This is a genomic window from Macrococcus hajekii, assembly GCF_004359505.1.
GTDB lineage: Bacteria > Bacillota > Bacilli > Staphylococcales > Staphylococcaceae > Macrococcus > Macrococcus hajekii.
This window is the reverse complement of the sequence record NZ_SCWE01000001.1, coordinates 276,337-296,015: the sequence shown is the minus strand read 5'-3', so window position 1 is coordinate 296,015 and position 19,679 is coordinate 276,337. Positions and strand designations below refer to the sequence as shown.

Here is a 19,679-nt window from a genome sequence, read left to right as displayed (position 1 = left end):
CGAAGTCAATGTTAATAACTATTTCTATTTAAGATTTTCAGCACTGTCGGGAATAATACAAAGATTAGAATCAGATTAATCAGCATTGACGGCAACCCATGATGAAACAGAAAATAGAAAATGCCATGGGATGTTGAGTAAAGGATTCGGTAAATGAGATAAAATAGCCCCTCAAAAAAGAGAACGAACCCTATCAGCAGACTGATCATCATTGTCGTGTCCTTATAGAAAACATTAAACAGACGACTCATCAGCATAATACAGACAATATAACCAAAGGTATAGACACCATAGATTGTTGAAAAATAGACATCCGATACAATGCCGAAGACAATGCCGATTACATAAGCAATAGTTGGATGCTTATATACCGAGAGAATCAGTAAATAAATCAGAAGGAGATGGCAGGTAAAATAAAAGGGACCCATGGGCATCAGACTATTGAACAAGGTATCCAGATAAAAAAGAATAACTGCGATACCGCTAATAATCAAATATTGCATCACCAACCACCTGCTGCTTTGCTCTTCATAGCCACATAGACATGTGTCAAGTCTTTCAGGCTGGCTTCAGTTTCGACGTAGGCAATCTGACTGAGTCCAAATTCATCATTTTCTACTTTCTTTACTTTACCGATGACGATGCCTTTAGGAAATTGCCCGCCAAGTCCACTCGTCACCACATTCGTTCCGACTTTGAGTTTAATATTGTTCTCAATATTATCGATAATGAGTAAATTTTTGCTGTCATCATATTGATCAATCATACCGAAGACCTCACTGCCCTGATTCTGCAGTGTCACACTGATTTTGCTTGCTTTTGCGCTCGATGAAATCAGCTCGACCTGACTTGAGTACGCATTTGCTTTCTTAATCCGACCGACCAGCCCCTCGTTCGTGATGACCGCCATATTATCTTTCACACCTGATTTATGACCTTTATTGATGGTAAAAGTGTTCATCCAGTCATCTTGATTACGCGCAATAATCGTCGCAATTTCAGGATCATAGCTGGCAATACTTTCTGTCTTCATCAGCTCTCGAAGTTCTGCGTTCTCTTTTTCAAGACGATAGTTATCCGCTTCCATCTGATTGAATCCACGGATTTTTGCACGCAAATCCTTATTCTCCTCAGCAGCATCCCACATATGCACTAAATTACTTAAATTCTGACCGATAAACATCATCGGATAGCTGACGATGCGCTGACCGGCAGCTGTTGAATCACCTATTATCTGCTCAGGAACTGACGTTGTCCGCTCTTTTAAGGACAGACCGACCAGCATAATAAAAAGGATGATGCCGAACAAAATGAATACGAGTTTGTTGCGTTTGTAAAAATCGGGCAACTTTAACACCTCATTACATGTTTTAGACTAATAGTTAAAGAATATCATATTTTGTTTTCAGTCGAAGAATTTTTTGAACATTTTCATCGATTTGTTCCTCTTTAATATCACCACGTCGGACGGCTTCTACTACTTCATTGACCAGAACATCAGCATCTCCAATATCAGAGCCAATCAGTATCATAGTATTTCCTGCTTTAAAAGCCTGAATGACCGCTTCAGACTGACTGTAGCCATTCGCAATAGCCCCCATCGCCATATCGTCAGTGATGATGACGCCCTTATAACCCAGTTTGTCCTGCAGCAACTCTGTCGTGACTCTACGAGAAAGTGAGCTCGGCTGATTATCAAGCTTCGCCATCACAATGTGTGAGACCATCATCATATCCATATCATTTTTCAGTCGGATGAATGGCACAAGTTCAACTTCATTAAGTCGCTTCATATCTGACTGGCTGACTGGAAGTGCAAGATGAGAATCAAGAAAAGTATCACCGTGCCCCGGAAAGTGTTTACCCGCTGTTACCATTCCTTCCTGCTGAATCCCTTCATTGAAAGCACCTGCATAAGTCGTAACCGAGTCAGCAGTCGTGCCGAAGCTGCGATCACCAATCACTGTATTGGCAGGGTTCGTCCAAATATCGAGTACTGTTGAAAAATCAAGATTGAAATGAAGCTGTTTGAGCTTCTGGCCTGTCCATCTCCCCTGCTCATAAACATATTCTCTATCACCGGACTGGGCCATAGTGAAAGCAGAAGGGCTATTTCCTAGAGCAGCAGGCAACCTGTTTACCCTGCCACCTTCCTGATCAACACCAATAAACGGAGGGATTTCCTGCTGAACTGTACTGATGGACTGATTCAACTGCTGTACCTGCGCCACCGAAGTGATATTACGATTAAATAATATGACGCCTCCTAGCTTGTCAGACAACCGTTCACTCAGTTGCGGAGACACAACTGTACCGTCAAATCCCAGAATCAGAGATTGATAGATTTTTTCTTCCAGTGTCAACTGACTGACTTCAAGTCCAGTCCCATCAAATTCAGGCAGTTTATGATATTTAAATGTTACAGGTCTATCTATAGGTTCATATGCATGCTGACAACCAGCGAGCATGATACACCCTAGTAAAAACAGTTTTTTCATTTTATTAACCTCACAAAAAAGTAACCACCTATTCGGCGGTTACTTTTAATATAACATGCTTCATCAATTTTGGGCAGATTGTAGCTGGTACATCTTCGCATACTGACCGCCGAGGCCAATGAGCGTGCGATGATTACCATGTTCTACTATATGTCCTTTATCCAGCACTACAATCTGTTCGGCATTCTTAATAGTAGAAAGTCGATGGGCGATAATAAACGTCGTCCGTCCTTCTTTCAGTACGTCCATCGCCCGCTGAATAATCGATTCGGTTTCGGAATCAATGCTGGCAGTCGCCTCATCCAGGATGAGTATAGCAGGGTCAAATGCCAGTGCACGTGCAAAAGAAATCAACTGCCGCTGTCCACTTGAGAATGTATTTCCTTTTTCAGTAACTGGTGTATCAATTCCTAGTTCAAGTCCATCCAGCACCCGGTCGCCTCCTACTGAATTCAATGCTTCAATCGCTCGTTCCCGACTGATTTTCGGGTCATTCAGCGTAATATTGCTGAGTATTGTGCCGCTATAAAGGTAAGGGTCCTGCAGTACAATGCCCATATGTTCACGCAGCGATGTTTTAGTGACGGTCTTTGAATCAATTCCGTCCATCAATATGCGTCCTTTAGAAGGGTCATAAAATCTGAACAGCAGATTCATGATCGAACTTTTACCCGAACCTGTATGACCTACCAGTGCAACGGTCTCACCTCGTCGTGCATGAATATTGATATGTTCAAGCACATATTCATTGCCTTTATAGGCAAATGAAACATCCTCAAATACAACATCTCCTGCCAGACGGATCACAGCATCGTCTTCCTTCACTTCTGCTTTTTCGTCCAGCATCTCATAGACTCTGACAGCAGAAACACGCGCCTGTTCCAGTACACTCAAGTTATTGACCAGATTATACATCGGATTAAAAAGACGAGTCAAATATTCAACTAGCACATACATCATACCTGCTGTCAGAGTTGCCTCACTACTCATATATGTTGAACCGAAGACATAGATCATCACTGCAAAGATGATGGAACGAATAGTGCCCATCAGATTGTGACTAGTCAAGGAATCAAGCTGAATAATGCGGGAATAATTGCGCAAGTATTCATCATTCAAATCATTGAATTCCTGCTGAATCTTCTCCTCCTGATTGAAAGCCTGAATGATGGTCATCCCATTGATAGATTCATTCAGCATTGCATTCATATCACTGTTCTTTTCTCTTGTGACATGATTGTACTGATCTGACAGCTTTCGATAGATCACTAACCAACCGATGAGTAATGGAATCACCATGAATGCAGCGACTCCCACTTTCCAGTTGAAGAAAAAGATAGCAATGATAATGGCTGTAACGTTGACGAAGCCAGATAAATAAGTGGGTAACAGCACTGTGAATAATTCAAGTATGGTCTGTGTATCATTTGTAATGCGTGCGACCACTTTACCGGCAGGCAGATTATCAAAGTATTTAATCGGCAGCTGCTGCATATGCCGGAAAAGTTTATTGCGCAGATTCATGATGACATGAGAACCTGCATTCTGAAAATAAAGCGTCTGATAATAACTGAATAGGGCATTGAAGAGTGCTACTACAGCATAGATGACAAGCAACTGCATAATCGGCGCCATATCAATGGTCCCCTTCGCTTCTCTGACATGGTCATCTATGACTTTCATCGCGATAATGGGACCTATCAGTTCAGCGGTGACTGCACCCAGAAGAAAGATAAATCCGATTATAAATAGTTTTTTGAACCGCAGTGCCTCCTGCAGTAAGCGCTGAGTAATCGACATTACATCTCCTCCTTTGTCAGCTGCTGACGATTGAACTGTTCCAGATACCAGCCCTTCTGATGAATCAGCTCATCATGCGTACCTTGCTGAATGATAGTCCCATTATCGAGAACAACGATTAAATCAGCATGCTGCACAGCTGATAGCCGGTGCGTGGAGATAATGGTCGTTCTACCTTCACGGGATTTCTGAATATGTCCTATAATTGCCGTCTCTGTCTTAGCATCTACTGCTGACAGAGAGTCATCAAGGATCAGAATATCCGCATTCTTGATCATGGCGCGTGCGATAGAAATTCGCTGCTTCTGTCCGCCTGATATAGCGATTCCTTTCTCACCGACGAGTGTATCAAGACCTTGCGGCAAACGTTTTACATCTTCAGTAAAACTCGCGAGTTCAATCGCTTCTGCAATCTCAGCGTCTGTCGCATCTGGACGTCCGAATAGAATATTGTCACGAACAGAGCGTGAAAATAAGATATTTTCCTGCGAGACATACCCTATCTTCTCACGTACCTGCTGCTTTGACAGCTGCTGAATGTTCAGGCCACCGATTGTGATAGACCCTTCACCGACAGGATATTCCTTTAATATCTGGCGAATCAGCGTCGTCTTGCCACTTCCGGTTGGACCGACGATACCCAGCGTATCACCTGCATTAATCTCTATATCGATGGCCTTTAAATTGATTTGCTCACTCGTTGGATATTTAAAGTTTACAGCATCAAATGAAACACCATGATCAGCTGTAACGAGCGTATCAACAGAATCCATCATTGTATCTTCAGCATCAAGCACTGCCATAACCCGGTCGAGAGAGGCGTTACCGCGCTGCATAATATTAAATAATAAGCCAATTGCAAACATCGGCCAGACCATCATGTTCAAGTAGACATTAAAAGCAATCAGTTCTCCGATTGTAATCTCACCGCGGTTCACAAGGACACTGCCATAGCCGAGTGCAATCATAAAGCTGATCATCGTCACAACAATCGTTAACGGCTTAAAAAGGGCATCCAAACGCTCGACCGCCATAAATTTATCTACGACATCCGTTGTCATCTTTGTAAAACGTCCATTCAGATTTTCCTCCTGTGCAAATGCACGTGTCACACGAATACCCTCAATAGATTCAAGAACGTCATCATTCATCTCACCAAACGCATCCTGACTCACTGTGTAACGTTTATGAATCATCTTACCAAGACGCTGCTCAATAATCGCCAGAAGCGGTAGCGGCAACATCGCTAAAATAGTCAGCTTCCAGGACACGAGAAAACCCATCATCAGAATAATGGTGATCAGATATGTCGTACTGTCGATCAAAGTCAGTACACCAAATCCAACAGTCTGACGCAATGCGCTTAAATCATTAGTTGCTCGCGCCATCAGATCGCCTGTACGGTTCTTCTCATAATAACCTGGGCTCATCGTTAAAAATTTACGCATCAACTTTCTTCTCATAAGACTCTCAAGTAACTGTGAGCCATTGAACAACAGATAGCGCCACATATAATTGATAAAGTAACCTACAATAATCAAGGCTGCAAAAGCACCCAGTATCTCATAAAATAAAGTATGTGTTAATGTCCGAGTTGTGATGGCATCAATGGTCTGCCCGATCAGCCAAGGCGGCAGCACTTCTGTGACGTTAGCCATCAGCAGCAAAAGAACAGCAAAAAGATAGCGTTTCTTCTCCTGCTTAAAAAACCACCCGAGTTTGAATAATACATCAAACATATAAATCCTCCTTTGTTCTCCTTATATCAACACAAAAAAGCACATACCTCCCCTAAAATGGAAAGCATGTGCTTTACAACGGAAGAGAGACCCCTCCCCGTCCTATTTAATGTGTCAGACATAAGGAGGATAAATTAACTTGTAATGAAAGACGTTGAACATCGTTACGCATATTAATCTCCTCCTTTTCTTATTTTCAATATTATCATAATTCAAAAAATTAATACTGACAATACTTTTTTCGTAGTCCGAACTATTTTACATAAAATTTACAATAGTCCTTTTTCTTTAATACTGATAAAAACACCATCACCAATAATGATATGGTCAAGCATCTCGATACCGAAAAGCGTACCACAGTTAATCAGTCTTTTAGTCGCTTCAATATCCTCTACAGAAGGCGTCGGATCACCTGACGGATGATTATGACAGACAATAATATTTGCTGCTGAACGTCTCACCGCTTCACGGAACACTTCGCGTGGATGCACAATAGAAGCATTAAGAGAACCTTTAAATATTACCTGTTCATGGATAACTACATTTTTCGTATTCAAATAAAGCGCGACAAAATGTTCCTGTGTGAAATAGCGCATACGTTCCATCAGTAGATCAGCGACGCACTGCGGTGATTTAATTTTGACCCGGTCTTCAAGTGAATGAGTATGCATGCGGACAGCAAGTTCAATCATAGCGAGCATCGTGACAGCCTTCTTATCACCGATGCCTTTAATATCAAGAAGTTCCTGCAGAGTCAGATAACGCATATCTCGAATATTGCCCATAGAGACGAGCAGTTTATTTGCAACTTCAAGCACTGATTCGTCTTTACTGCCTGTATTGATGATTATTGCAAGGAGTTCCTGATTAGTCAGCTGTTCAGCGCCATAGGTCATCAGTCGTTCACGAGGTTGATCCTGTTTTAACATGGCAAGCATCAAATAAATCCTCCAAAGTAAATAGTATAAAGTTCAGCATAGAATTTAATCACTAGAAAAGTACTCACTGCAATAAAAGGGACTAAAGGAATTTTGTGAAGATTGCGCTTATAAAACAAAAAGAATATAACAGCTATACCACCGATAAAATAAGTAAGCATAAAAATCAGCAGAAAATAATAAAGAGGGAGAAATAATGCGAACAGAGATAAGAGCTTAACATCGCCGTAACCAATACTATGAGTGAGTAAATAGAAAAGATGAAGCAGCACAATCAGTAAAACTGAAGCGAGTAGATGAGAGAGATCAAACAACAGAGGATATTGAATCAGAAGTAGCAGACCACCCATTAGAATGAGCATATGATTCGGAACCTTTAAATGGTGAATATCGTAGACAGCGAGAGGGACAAGAAAGGAAATCAGAGTGGCAATCAGCACCATTGCCTGGTTTACAGCACACAGAGATAGGAATAAAGATGCAAAGAGCAGTTCTGTTAAAAAGAGATAGAGAGGAATAATAGAACCGCAGTAAGAACAGCGACCTCGTTGCAACAGAAAACTGACAATCGGAATTAACTGAAACCATGTAAGATTGTTCTGACAGCTCTCACAGCTGGAACGCCTAAATAATGAATCTTGATGATAAGTAAGCCAGAGCATGAAAGAACCCATAAAACTCCCTGTAATTGCAACAATCATAGTCCACCCCTCTTCTGATAACTTTAATATAATAAAAATAAATAACTTTGTAAAAAAGCAGAAAATCCTGAAATCCAGCAGAAGTAACAGTAGTTTTTCATAAAAAAGAACTGATTGATGACAAACGGTAGTAAAGTCATGTCCTTTTCCGAAAATAACAAAAGAGATAGACAAGTTGTCTACCTCTTCCTGATAATCATAAATGAGCGTATGACTACTCTTTAACTAGTGTGTTCTAGCAGTTATTCTTCTTTATTAACTGTCTTAACATAAGTGAGTTGTACAAACTGTTTGTATACTTTAGAATCAATCAGTTCTAATGGTTTTCTATAGGTACCATCAATAAATAAAGGCACTCCTTCACCCAAAATAATAGGTGCAATAGTCAAAATATAACGATCAATTAATCCAAGTTGCGTAAGCATAGTTACAATCTGACCGCCACCCACTATCCAAACATTTCCTTCGCTTGATTTAAGTTCATTAATTAATAGTTTTATATCTTTATTTATAAAATGAATGTTTGCAGTGTCCATACGATTTTCATGAGTCAATATATAACTTTGTTTATCAGAGTATGGGTACACATCCGTATGATGTAAAATCCAGTCGAATGTTTGACGTCCCATCACTACTTTACCAATGGAACTATAAAATTCACTATATCCATTATCTCCACTACCTTCAGCTGCTTCCAGCCAGTCAACTTGATTATCTGTCGTTGCAATAAATCCGTCAATACTCATCGCTAAATATGCAATCACTTCAGTCATTAAAAACGCCTCTTTTCAAATACTTTATACTGTGCTGCAAACAAATGGATTCAGATACTATAAAATGAGACAATATGCTTCAGAATAGGAGGTCATTATGAATATCATCTTTTTCGATAATGAATGTTTAATATGTAATCGCTTCGTGCAGTTATTACATCGAATTGACCATCAAAATCAGCTCTATTTTGCTTCTCTAAACTCTCAGACTGCTAATCGTTATTTAAAAAATAATTACAATCAGATCGATAGTGTCATCTATAGAAAAAATGGTCAAATATTCATATATAGTGATGCTGTAATTGAGATTCTTATTGATGTCGGCATTAAAGTCACACCATTAAAAAGAATTCCGAAATTTATACGTGATACTCTTTATCAATTCGTCGCTCGAAACAGACACTATATATCTAAAAATTCATGTTTATTATCTGACCCACAGCTAAAAACTAAAATACTGGATTAACTTATAATTCCCTTGGCGCCTGAATATCTAATAATCTCAAACCTTCTTCGATGATGATGGAGACCGCCGAATCGAAAAAATCCGCCTTCACTATTAAGACGGATGTTAAACCTTTTTACTTCATCATTAACTCTATGATTCTATCCCATTTTTGTTTGAATGAATTTTTACTTAAAATTATTTCTAAAATATCTGAACTCATACTTTTTTTAATGATATACATTTAAATTCTCCCCTTTTTTCTTTGGCGCATGATAAATGCAAGTGCACCGATCATGGCTACGATACTCAACATCAGGAATACTGTTGTCGAAATATTAATAAATTCTTTACTTTCTGCCGGTGCATCTGTCATTATACGTGCGATAAGATCTGGTAATACCAGGTAGATAATGACTCCAATATAAAACCAGGTTTTATAGAATACACAAGCTATGATAAATAGTATCATTAATGCAAGTCCTAACCAGAAGCTTGTACTTGCATCCATTGTAACGATTGCCTCACTATCTCTTGATCGCAAGAAAAATTCTCCTCCGAGTATCAGTAAAAACCCTCCGAATGCAATAAGTACTGGTACTAGATAACCTTTTTTCGTATGTCCATACTTCTTCAGCATTTCAATTAATAGCCACAACTCAGCAGGTATTAGTACAAATATAAGAATGCCATAGAATATTAGACGTTCTGATGTTAATTCAAAATTATCTGCTATCATTCTCGGTATCAGAAAAAATGCAATGACTGCTACTAATCCACCAAGAATGGTCTTAATTATTCCCTTATCCAATGCCATCTCTTTAGAAATCGTCTTAATATATTCATCGACTGATCCTCCTGTCACGTTATCTACACTTTCACCGCGTTTTTCCGCTTCATACAGATGGTCTCGTAATTCCTCTTCTATCGCTTCTATTTCATCTTCTTTCTTGCCACGTTTCAGTAACTCAAGTCTCATATTTAATAAAAACTGTTCTGATTTCTCACTTAACATCTTCTACACTCCTCATCAAGTTGCTGATTCCATTATTCAGTGCAATCCATTTCTTTTTAAAGATTACGAGTTCTGTCATTCCACTATCTGTGATTGAATAATATTTTCGTTTAGGACCGCCGTTATCCGATTTAACCATCCGGGTTGTCACATAGCCTTTTTTATTCAATCGCAGAAGTACCGGATAAATACTCCCATCATTGATTTCAGGAAAGTCATTGTCTATCAAGCGTTCTAAAATTTCATAGCCATATGTTTCTCCTTGAGAAATCAGTCCAAGAATCGCACCATCCAGTAATCCCTTCATTATCTGATCGTGTAGTGCCATCAGCAAGTGCCTCCAAATTCAATCTATCTTTTATAAAAAGATAGTAAATGTGATAAAAACCCACCTTAAGATGAGCTTTTATCACTCTTTATCTATTTCGAGTGAACCTATATCAACTTGAATATCAATTTTTGTTTTGCCACTACCTATAATGCCTTGTTTTCTCATTAAATCATTCGTTTCAATATCGCCCATTTCACTATATAAATTAATATCAGCATTATCAGGAACTTCTTTATAGTTTAAATACGCTTCCCCAGTCCCTACTTCACCTTTAATATTCATCTGTTTTTCAAGATTACCGAGTGTTAATGAGCCTATATCTACATTGAAATTTAAGTGATCCGTTTTTAACTGCTCGACTTTAATTTCACCTGTATCAACAGTAAAAGCAGCCTCTCTACTTTCAACCTTATTAATTGCCACTTCTCCTACACCAGCCGTTATTTCTACTTTTTGACTTTTGATTTTATCAATATCAAACGATCCGACATCTGCCTGTAATCGAATGTCTTTATATTGCTGATCAGGAAGTGCAAGTTCGATTGCCGCTTGGTTTTGCGTGTTAAAGTCGAATCTGAACAGCCCAGGCTGCCTTTTTTTCATTGCCTGGCTATCAATATAGAGGGTTTGATTTTCTACATGATATTGAACGGCTCCTTCACTTTTTGCTTTTGATACATTGAGGTGAATATCCTGATCATTTGATTTTATAATCTTGATGTCATTCATATCTGCAGTTAAATCAATATTTTCAACATCATCCTTAATATCATAGTGATAACTTAATTTCCCTGGTAGGTTTGTTTCATTCTGCAATTCATGTTGGGTAAAAAACATACCAATGCTACCCATCAAGATAAGGACCGAACTCAGCCACATCAATATTTTCATCGTTGCGTCACCCCTTTGACAGTATTAATATTCCAGTTAATGTATTTCATAAGAATTTTGTTGCCGAATTTAATGATGTAGTAAAGAATAACAATCATCATGAGTCCGACGCCTGCAAGTAATATCACTACAAATCCTTCAAACCAACTGACGGCAGTAGCTCCGTTAACAATGTAATCAAGTCCCAGAAATAATGGCGATGCTATAAACATCAATGTCATAAATGCCATACTGACGACCATTGAAATATAGATAAGAAACGGTACTGATATCACAAAAAAATTTAATACACTAAGTCCAACGGTAGCAACAACTGCCTGGAATACATTAGATGTTGTTGGATGATGCTGAGCACGTTCATAGGTATAAGTTGCTTTATGTTCTTTTGCAAGTCGGGATGGCAGACCAAGTTCTGCTGAAATCTGTTGTTCCGATTTTCCATCAACTATACCATCTTCAAAATATTCCTCATAATCAAGCATGATTGAATGTTTCTCTTCCGGTGATAGCCCATCCAAACTCTGATACAATGTGTTTAAAAATTCTTTACGGTTCATATTATTCCCCTTTCTGAAGAAAAGCTTCAACTGATAGTTTTAAAGCGTTCCATTCTCGTTCAAGTTCATTTAAATGTGAAAATCCCTGCTGCGTCATGGCATAATATTTTCGTGCAGGTCCTCCCGAATTCTTGCCCATGTATGTATCCAGATATCCTTCTTTTACTAGACGTCTTAACATAGGATAAAGCGTGCCATCTGCTATCGATAAAAATTCGGAAATATTCTGGGATAATTCGTATCCGTATTGATCTCTCAATGAAATTTCATGCATCACTACTAATTCCAGAATTCCCTTTTTAAATTGGATATTCATTAAACCCTCCTTTCTAACTACTAGATAAAACGATATAGTTAGTTAAAAAAATATCCTACTTCTTCTATAATATACCATCAACTAGTGAACATATCAATATAGTTTATTATTATGGTAAAAGGCTTATCTGTATGTTCATGGCTTCAATAGCTTCATATATATTTTACAATCAGGCGACATGTCGCACCCCGTCCTCCCTTCATCAAAAAAAACCAAAGACCTTATGTAGTCTTTGGTTCATTCTTAAATATACATATAAACAATCATAGAAATCATACATATTACGGTCCATAGCAGAATAATCTTCCACACAAATTTTATCCATGTTGTATAGGGAATCCGTGCAACTGCCAAAGCGCCCATCAGTGATGCTGATGTAGGTATGATATTGTTACTAATAGCATCACCATATTGGAATGCCAGTACAGCAAGCTGACGATTAATACCGAGTAAATCTGCTATCGGGACCATAATAGGCATCGTTGTCATCGCCTGTCCTGACCCTGATGGTATAAAGAAATTTAAAAATAGCTGTGTAATAAACATAGTGACTACAGAAAATGCTGCGGGTAAATGATCAATCACTGCAGTCATATGGTAAACGATAGTATCAATAATTTTTCCGGATTCTAGTACAAGCACAATCGCTCTGGCAAAGCCTACAATGATCGCGCCGTATAATATATCCTGCATGCCCTCTATCAAGGCATCAAATGTTCCGTTTACACCGAGTCCGCCGATGAGTCCGGCTATAATACCCATGATCAGGAAGTTCGCACTCATCTGCATCAGGAACCAGTCATATTTAAATATACCGAATACATTCACAACGACTGCTATGACTAAACATAGCAGAATAAGTGCATGGCGTACTGTAAATGTACTCATATCTTTAATCTGTTCCTTAAATTTTTCATCATTCGAGGCACGCATCTCCGGTTCTATCAGACTATGGTTTTTATCTTGTTTCACTTTCTTAGCGTAATGGAGCACGTACATAATTCCTGTCACAAGTATCAGCACATAAACGATAGAACGGAATAAAATACCTGAGAATAAAGGAATTTCAGCAATTTTCTGTGCGACCCCTACTGTGAATGGATTAATCATGCCGCCAAGGAAACCGATGCCGCTTCCTAAAATAATCATGGCTGTTCCCACCATCGCATCATAACCAAGTGCTTTCGCAAGTAATATGCCGATTGGTACAAAGACAATGGCTTCCTCACTTAGGCCGATTGAAAATCCTAGTATACTAAAGACAATCATGGTCACAGGAATCAGCATATTCCCTTTTTTACCGGTCTTCTCCATCATCGCATTCACTCCGGCATTGATAGCATCTGTGCGATGAATGATTCCAAATGCGCCACCTACGATAAATATATAGAAGACAATTTCAGCTGCTTCAACCAGTCCAGATGGTACAGCACGGAATATTTCAATGGCATGCACCGGCTGCTGTGCGACGTGGTGATAGGAATCATTAACGACTTGGTCTCTCCCATCCACTTTCTCCCTATCATAGACACCTGCCGGAATCATATAAGTCATCACACAGGCAAAGGCGACTAAAAATAGTAACAGTGCATATGTATGAGGCATCTTTAAACTTTTTTTCATTCCATCTTACACCCCCTTTAATTCTGATATAATTCCAATTCCCTAATTCTGAATATTTAAATAATAATGTACAAAAAAGACGAATACCTTTATGATATTCGCCTTCTATTTAATCAAGCTTCTTTAAATAAGCTTTTACTGCACTAATAAAGTAAAGACTGCCGGTTACAAGAAGCAGATCTCCTTCATATGTTCTGATGAAGTCACCATAGTCTTTTACTTTCATCTTCTTGTCATGTTCGACTGTCTCATAAATCGTATCGACTGGTAATGCTTTTGGGAAATCAAATTCAGTGACATAGAATCGCTCTGCAATACCCTCAAGAGAATGAAGCATGCTGCCCAGTGGTTTACCGTCAATGGCTGAAAACAGAACATCTATTTTTCTGTCATTGTAATATTGCTCCATCGTATCAACGAGCACATCAATAGATTCCCGATTATGTGCACCGTCTAATATGATGGTCGGTTCTGTCTGTACCGTTTCAATACGGCCTGTCCATGTCGTCTCCTCTATTGCTGCAATCATCTTATTAAAATCAAGCTGAATCAGCTCTTGTTCATACATATCAATCAGTGCAGCAATCGCGAGAGAGGCATTCTCCTGCTGATGATGACCCAGCATTTTCAGACGGATATCTTCAAGTTCATAGTCTTTATAACGGAACGTAAATTCATCACCTGATGATACACACTGAATATCACGCCCTAGTTTAATACCTCTTGCGCCTTCTTCTGCTACCACTGAATTGATATATTGCTTGGCGTCTTCATTTTTCACGGCATAGACAAGTGGCACTCCTGACTTGATGACACCCGCTTTTTCGCGGGCGATATCAAGATAAGTGTCTCCCATAATATTAGTATGATCAAGTCCGATACTCGTCAAGATGGTCATAATCGGCATAAAGACATTAGTCGAATCATGCTTGGCACCGAGACCTGCTTCTATCACAACAAAATCAACCGGATGTACTTCACCAAAATAGACAAACATCATCATCGTAATGATTTCAAATTCTGTAGCAGGTCCAAGATCAGTCTCTTCGACCAATGCTTCACTGACAGGCTTTACTTTTTCAACTAGCACAATAAGTTCATCGTCTGTAACTGGTACACCATTCAGACTGATTCTTTCATTGAACGTCTCAATGTAAGGTGAAGTAAATGTCCCTACTTCATAACCATTAGCCAACAATGCATTCTTAAGATAGCTGACTGTTGAACCTTTACCATTTGTTCCTACTACATGTATGCCTTTAATATGCTCCTCGGGATGACCGATGCGTTCTAGCATCCATTCCATCCGTTTTACGCCTGGTTTAATACCGAACTTCGTTCGTTCATGTATCCAATATAAGCTTTCTAAATAATCCATACGCTTCCCTACACTTTCAACTGCTCAAGTCTTTCTTTCACGGCATTATAACGCTCCATATAAAGAATCTGTTTTTCTTTTTCTTCGTTAATGACTTTCTCCGGTGCTTTTGAAACGAATCTTTCATTGGCAAGTTTACCGTTTACACGGTCAAGCTCTTTCTGCCATTTGTTCAGTTCTTTCGTCAGACGCTCACGTTCCTTATCCATATCAATTAAACCTTCAAGTGGTAGGATCACTTCCGCACCATATACCGCTGTTGTCATCGCTTTCTCAGGTATTCCAGGCATCAGAGCGATTTCAAGCTCAGATGGATTACAGAAACGCTCGATGTAATGACGGTTATTTTCAATATTGCTTAAGTGTGTCTCATTACTTGCCTTAATGAGCATCGGAATCTGTTTTGACATCGGTGTATTCACTTCGTTGCGTGATGTCCGTACCGCACGAATAATTTCCATCAGCTGCTCCATCTCGTGCTTAGAGGCATCATCTGATAGCTCTGGACGAACGACCGGCCAGCTTGCACGAACGATAGAGTCACCTTCATGAGGTAAGTTCTGCCAGATCGCTTCTGTTACAAACGGCATAAATGGATGCATCATACGCATGATCTGATCCAGTGTATAAGCAAGAATAGAGCGCGTCATCTGTTTTGCTTCCTCGTCATCACTATTCATCGGAATCTTACTCATCTCGATATACCAGTCACAGAAGTCATCCCAGATAAAGTTGTAAAGACTGCGGCCGACTTCACCGAACTCATACTTATCTGCAAGACGAGTCACTTCTTCAATGGTTTCATTCAATCGTGTCAGAATCCATTTATCTGCTACTGATTTCTTACCTTCAAGCTGAATATCCTGAACTGTGAAGTTGTCACCGATATTCATCAGGCTGAAACGTGATGCGTTCCAGATTTTATTGATAAAGTTCCAGTTTGCTTCCACTTTTTCAGTTGAATAGCGCAGATCCTGACCAGGTGTTGAGCCTGTTGCAAGGAAGTAACGCAGCGCATCTGCACCGTATTCATCAATGACATCCATCGGGTCGACACCATTACCAAGTGATTTACTCATCTTACGTCCATCTTCTGCTCGAACCAGACCGTGAATCAGTACTTCATTAAATGGACGACGGTCAGTAAATTCAATACCCTGGAAGATCATACGAGCAACCCAGAAGAAGATGATATCATAACCTGTTACGAGGACATTAGTCGGATAGAAGCGCTTGAAATCAGCCGCATCTGTATCAGGCCAGCCAAGTGTTGAAAATGGCCACAATGCACTTGAGAACCATGTATCCAGTACATCTTCATCCTGTGTCCAGTTGTCAGCATCTTCTGGCGGTTGTTCACCCACGTACAATTCACCTGTTTCGTTATGATACCAGGCCGGTATTTGATGTCCCCACCATAACTGACGAGAGATACACCAGTCATGAATGCCTTCCATCCAGCGATTGAATGTATTTTCAAAACGTGCAGGTACAAAGTCAATTCGGTCATCTGACTGCTGATTGTCAAGTGACTGTTCAGCAAGTGGCGCCATCTTCACAAACCACTGCGTTGATAAATAAGGCTCAACAACTGCACCGCTTCTTTCTGAATGGCCTACTTGATGCACGTGTTTTTCAACTTTTACGAGTACTCCACTTTCTTCGAGATCTTTAACGAGTTGTTTACGACAATCGAACCGGTCCATGCCATCATATTTACCTGCCTTCTGATTCATCGTTCCGTTTTCATTCATCACATTGATACGAGGTAGATTATGACGGTTACCGATTTCAAAGTCATTCGGATCATGTGCAGGTGTCACTTTCATTGCACCTGTACCGAATTCCATCTCAACATAATCATCACCGATAATTGGTATTTCTCTCTCCATAATCGGCAGCATCACTGTTTTACCAATCATATCCTTATAACGAGTGTCTTCAGGATGAACGACAACCGCTGTATCTCCGAGCATCGTTTCAGGACGTGTTGTTGCAATTTCAATGACACCTGAACCATCTGTCAGTGGATAATTCATGTGATAGAAAGCGCCTTCCACTTCTTCGTGAATCACTTCAATATCACTCAGCGCTGTACGAGCAGCAGGATCCCAGTTGATGATACGTTTTCCGCGATAAATAAGTCCCTTATTATACATATCAACAAATACACGTTTAACTGCATCGCTTAAACCTTCGTCAAGCGTGAATCGTTCACGTGAGTAATCAAGGCCAAGACCCATCTTCGCCCACTGCTGACGGATTGTCTCAGCATATTCTTCTTTCCATTCCATCGTGTGCTCCAGGAATTTTGCACGGCCGATATCGTGACGGCTAATACCTTCTGTCCGAAGTTTAGCTTCAACTTTCGACTGAGTGGCAATACCTGCATGGTCCATACCAGGAAGATAGAGTGTATTATAACCCTGCATACGTTTCATACGTGTGATAATATCCTGTAATGTTGTATCCCAGGCATGCCCGATATGCAGTTTACCTGTCACATTGGGTGGTGGAATTACTACTGTGAACGGTTTCTTATCATCATTATCTTCTGCTTTAAATAAATCGGCTTCAACCCATTTTTTATAGCGTCCTTCTTCTACTAATTTTGGATTATATTTAGTATCCATCATCTTTTCCTCCAGTCATTCAATAAATTCAATAAAAAAACCGCCCTATAGAAATAGGACGGGAATAATCTCGTGGTACCACCTAAATTCAGCCGCAGCTGCACTTAATCGATTAACGCTCGGACACGCTCCTGACTACTTAATTTCATCAGAAGAACATAATGCGGGCTACCTTCACTATTAAATGCTGCATAGTTTCACCAGACCTATGCTCTCTAATTAGTCATTTAATACTTACTCTTCCCGAAATCGTATTGATTTATTTCATATTATCGAATTTCAGAACTATTGTCAAATCGCTTTAACAGGTACTGGATAAGCGGTGCCGCCACTAGGAGAATAAAGAAAATACGAAAAATATGATAGCTTGAAATCATGGCAATATTATTTCCTGTCTCCAGTGCAACAATAACAATCTGAGCCATTCCGCCGGGTGCCAGACTGAGAAACAGGTTATTGAAATTATCATGTGCCATCAATAAAGTAAGAGTAAAAGTCATTGCGATAAGCAGTGTATTCTGTATAGCAATCGCGACGAACAATCTGATAGATAGACTGCTTGATAGCTCCACTAACTGCAGACCGATTCTAATGCCAAAAAGAAGCTGGGCAAGAGTGATGAGCGCATAAGGAATTGAAAATGTAAGATCGGTTATCAAGTTCCAGCAAGTGACTACGAGAATAGGTCCCAGTAACTGAGGGACCGGAAAATGAATATGCTTCAATACAAGAGAAACTATCACCATCGATTCTATTATCATGATGATAGTTTCAGGGCTCAGCACTGCAAATAAAGATTCAGCATGCTGTACTGCACCGGACTGACCATTTGAACTGAGGGAAGCGATAAAAGGGACAATCATCACCACAAAAAGCAGCCGTGAAGTCTGAGACAAGGTGACAGCAAGTAAATCGGCTCTTTTATTTTCTTCCGCCATGATAATCATCTGACTCAAAGCATCTGGCACTGCACTCAGTACTGCCGTTTCATACGTACAGCCTGTTATCTTTCTGTAAATCAGCGATAACAGTATAGCAGCAGCAATAATAACGATATTCAGCCAGACAATGTTAAAGAGGTCATACCGGATATCTTCCAGCACAGTCATTGTAAAGGTAGAGCCGATCTGCATCCCTAGAATATAAAGACCTGCATCTGCTAGAAACTTCGGCCATCTTATATTTGAATGTGTGATTTTACTAACGCCAGCAGCTCCTGCTATCGGTCCAAACAGCCAGGGCAGTAATATCCCTATTTTCATAAATAAATAACCGCATAGAAGAGCGACTACAACAACTATAAAAGTCAAAAAAACGCCTCCTCTGTTTAATAGATTGTTTTAAAGGTTATAACTTATTATAATCATTCAAGGAGGTAAAACCTATGATCAGATATGCAGGAGGATCAACAGGCTGCTTATTTTCAATTATCATCTCAATCATATTGTCAGTTGTCCTAACATTATTACTTAATTTATTATTTTAATTTTAAAGTCAGTCTCTCTAGAGACTGGCTCTTCTTTTTAAATCACTGCATAAAAAAAACCGTGAACATAAGTTCACGGTTCAAACTGCTATTATGCAGCTAAATCAAAGTTAACGATTGAAGCTAAATCAAAACCACCAGCGTTTGCTTCTTCAGTTGTCGCTGCTTCTGTAGTTACTTCTTCAGTTGTAGCTTCTTCTGTAGTTGCTTTTTCAGTAGTTGTTTCTTCAGTTGTAGTTTCTTCTTTAGTATCTTTTTCTTCGTTGTTACACATGTTCATTAAGAATGGGATAGCTAAAAGAAGTAACAATAATGGAATTAACCATGGCCATGGGCTTTTCTTTTTAGGTTCTTCGTGAGCCACGTGGCGAGTTTCACGTGTAGTTGTTGTTTCTTTTACACGATCTCCAGCAACACGGTTAGTGTTATCTGCAGTGTGAGTAACGTGACGGTCACGTTCTGAATTGTAGATTACATCTTTGTCGTTCTTGTTGTTATTGTTAGCCATTCTGTATTACCTCCACTTGGGTTTTATTTTTTGTAAATTTTATTTAC

At 39.5% G+C, this 19,679-nt stretch carries 19 protein-coding genes and 1 other annotated feature; of the genes, 1 reads left to right on the top strand and 18 read right to left on the bottom strand.

Features of this window, described 5'->3' with window-relative positions; genetic code table 11:
• Window positions 1–11: 11 nt before the first annotated feature.
• The 8 genes from mreD to ERX37_RS01565 form a co-directional block, all read right to left on the bottom strand.
• Window positions 12–503 (bottom strand): rod shape-determining protein MreD, encoded by a 492-nt coding sequence (mreD, locus tag ERX37_RS01600; RefSeq protein ID WP_133428897.1) that lies wholly within the window; start codon window positions 501–503, stop codon window positions 12–14.
• Complete coding sequence (mreC, locus tag ERX37_RS01595; RefSeq protein ID WP_133428896.1) at window positions 503–1,348, bottom strand: rod shape-determining protein MreC; 846 nt, start codon at window positions 1,346–1,348, stop codon at window positions 503–505. The genes mreD and mreC overlap by 1 nt, the downstream gene beginning before the upstream one ends.
• Window positions 1,349–1,382: 34 nt before the next feature.
• Window positions 1,383–2,498, bottom strand: coding sequence for a glycoside hydrolase family 3 N-terminal domain-containing protein (locus tag ERX37_RS01590; protein WP_133428895.1), 1,116 nt, complete (start codon window positions 2,496–2,498; stop codon window positions 1,383–1,385).
• Window positions 2,499–2,561: 63 nt separating this feature from the next.
• Window positions 2,562–4,298, bottom strand: coding sequence for an ABC transporter ATP-binding protein (locus ERX37_RS01585; RefSeq protein ID WP_133428894.1), 1,737 nt, complete (start codon window positions 4,296–4,298; stop codon window positions 2,562–2,564).
• Window positions 4,298–6,037, bottom strand: coding sequence for an ABC transporter ATP-binding protein (locus tag ERX37_RS01580; RefSeq protein WP_133428893.1), 1,740 nt, complete (start codon window positions 6,035–6,037; stop codon window positions 4,298–4,300). The genes ERX37_RS01585 and ERX37_RS01580 overlap by 1 nt, the downstream gene beginning before the upstream one ends.
• Window positions 6,038–6,306: 269 nt before the next feature.
• Complete coding sequence (gene radC, locus ERX37_RS01575) at window positions 6,307–6,975, bottom strand: RadC family protein (RefSeq protein ID WP_133428892.1); 669 nt, start codon at window positions 6,973–6,975, stop codon at window positions 6,307–6,309.
• Complete coding sequence (locus ERX37_RS01570; protein WP_133428891.1) at window positions 6,975–7,676, bottom strand: prepilin peptidase; 702 nt, start codon at window positions 7,674–7,676, stop codon at window positions 6,975–6,977. The genes radC and ERX37_RS01570 overlap by 1 nt, the downstream gene beginning before the upstream one ends.
• Window positions 7,677–7,918: 242 nt before the next feature.
• Complete coding sequence (locus ERX37_RS01565; protein WP_133428890.1) at window positions 7,919–8,449, bottom strand: dihydrofolate reductase family protein; 531 nt, start codon at window positions 8,447–8,449, stop codon at window positions 7,919–7,921.
• A gap of 97 nt (window positions 8,450–8,546) precedes the next feature.
• On the opposite strand from ERX37_RS01565, the gene ERX37_RS11760 reads away from it, so the two are divergent.
• Window positions 8,547–8,915 carry a thiol-disulfide oxidoreductase DCC family protein gene (locus ERX37_RS11760; RefSeq protein ID WP_133428889.1) on the top strand — a complete coding sequence of 123 codons (369 nt, stop codon included), beginning with the start codon at window positions 8,547–8,549 and terminating at the stop codon, window positions 8,913–8,915.
• 223 nt (window positions 8,916–9,138) lie between these two features.
• On the opposite strand, the gene ERX37_RS01555 is transcribed toward ERX37_RS11760, so the two are convergent.
• The 10 genes from ERX37_RS01555 to ERX37_RS01510 all read right to left on the bottom strand — a co-directional run bounded on the left by ERX37_RS01555 (window position 9,139) and on the right by ERX37_RS01510 (window position 19,632).
• The gene (locus ERX37_RS01555; protein WP_133428888.1) at window positions 9,139–9,909 is read right to left on the bottom strand and encodes a hypothetical protein; all 771 of its coding nucleotides are present in this window, start codon (window positions 9,907–9,909) and stop codon (window positions 9,139–9,141) included.
• Window positions 9,899–10,237, bottom strand: a complete 339-nt coding sequence (locus tag ERX37_RS01550; RefSeq protein ID WP_133428887.1) for a PadR family transcriptional regulator — start codon at window positions 10,235–10,237, stop codon at window positions 9,899–9,901. Before ERX37_RS01550 ends, ERX37_RS01555 begins: the two co-directional genes overlap by 11 nt.
• 81 nt (window positions 10,238–10,318) lie before the next feature.
• The gene (locus ERX37_RS01545) at window positions 10,319–11,131 is read right to left on the bottom strand and encodes a DUF4097 family beta strand repeat-containing protein (protein ID WP_133428886.1); all 813 of its coding nucleotides are present in this window, start codon (window positions 11,129–11,131) and stop codon (window positions 10,319–10,321) included.
• Window positions 11,128–11,688, bottom strand: coding sequence for an HAAS signaling domain-containing protein (locus ERX37_RS01540; RefSeq protein WP_133428885.1), 561 nt, complete (start codon window positions 11,686–11,688; stop codon window positions 11,128–11,130). The genes ERX37_RS01545 and ERX37_RS01540 overlap by 4 nt, the downstream gene beginning before the upstream one ends.
• A gap of 1 nt (window position 11,689) precedes the next feature.
• Entirely contained in the window at window positions 11,690–12,004 is a 315-nt protein-coding gene (locus tag ERX37_RS01535; protein ID WP_133428884.1) for a PadR family transcriptional regulator, read from the bottom strand.
• 243 nt (window positions 12,005–12,247) lie between these two features.
• A complete protein-coding gene (locus ERX37_RS01530) occupies window positions 12,248–13,627 on the bottom strand; it encodes a YfcC family protein (protein ID WP_133428883.1) in 1,380 nt (459 codons plus the stop codon).
• A 109-nt stretch (window positions 13,628–13,736) separates the two neighbouring features.
• Window positions 13,737–15,005, bottom strand: coding sequence for a bifunctional folylpolyglutamate synthase/dihydrofolate synthase (locus tag ERX37_RS01525; protein WP_133428882.1), 1,269 nt, complete (start codon window positions 15,003–15,005; stop codon window positions 13,737–13,739).
• Between the two features lie 8 nt (window positions 15,006–15,013).
• Entirely contained in the window at window positions 15,014–17,638 is a 2,625-nt protein-coding gene (locus ERX37_RS01520) for a valine--tRNA ligase (protein WP_133428881.1), read from the bottom strand.
• 51 nt (window positions 17,639–17,689) lie between these two features.
• Window positions 17,690–17,897: a binding site (T-box leader), on the bottom strand.
• A 10-nt stretch (window positions 17,898–17,907) separates the two neighbouring features.
• The gene (locus ERX37_RS01515) at window positions 17,908–18,948 is read right to left on the bottom strand and encodes an AbrB family transcriptional regulator (RefSeq protein ID WP_229713142.1); all 1,041 of its coding nucleotides are present in this window, start codon (window positions 18,946–18,948) and stop codon (window positions 17,908–17,910) included.
• A 267-nt stretch (window positions 18,949–19,215) separates the two neighbouring features.
• Window positions 19,216–19,632: a hypothetical protein gene (locus tag ERX37_RS01510; RefSeq protein ID WP_133428880.1), complete on the bottom strand. Its 417-nt coding sequence runs from the start codon at window positions 19,630–19,632 to the stop codon at window positions 19,216–19,218.
• Window positions 19,633–19,679 lie beyond the last annotated feature (47 nt).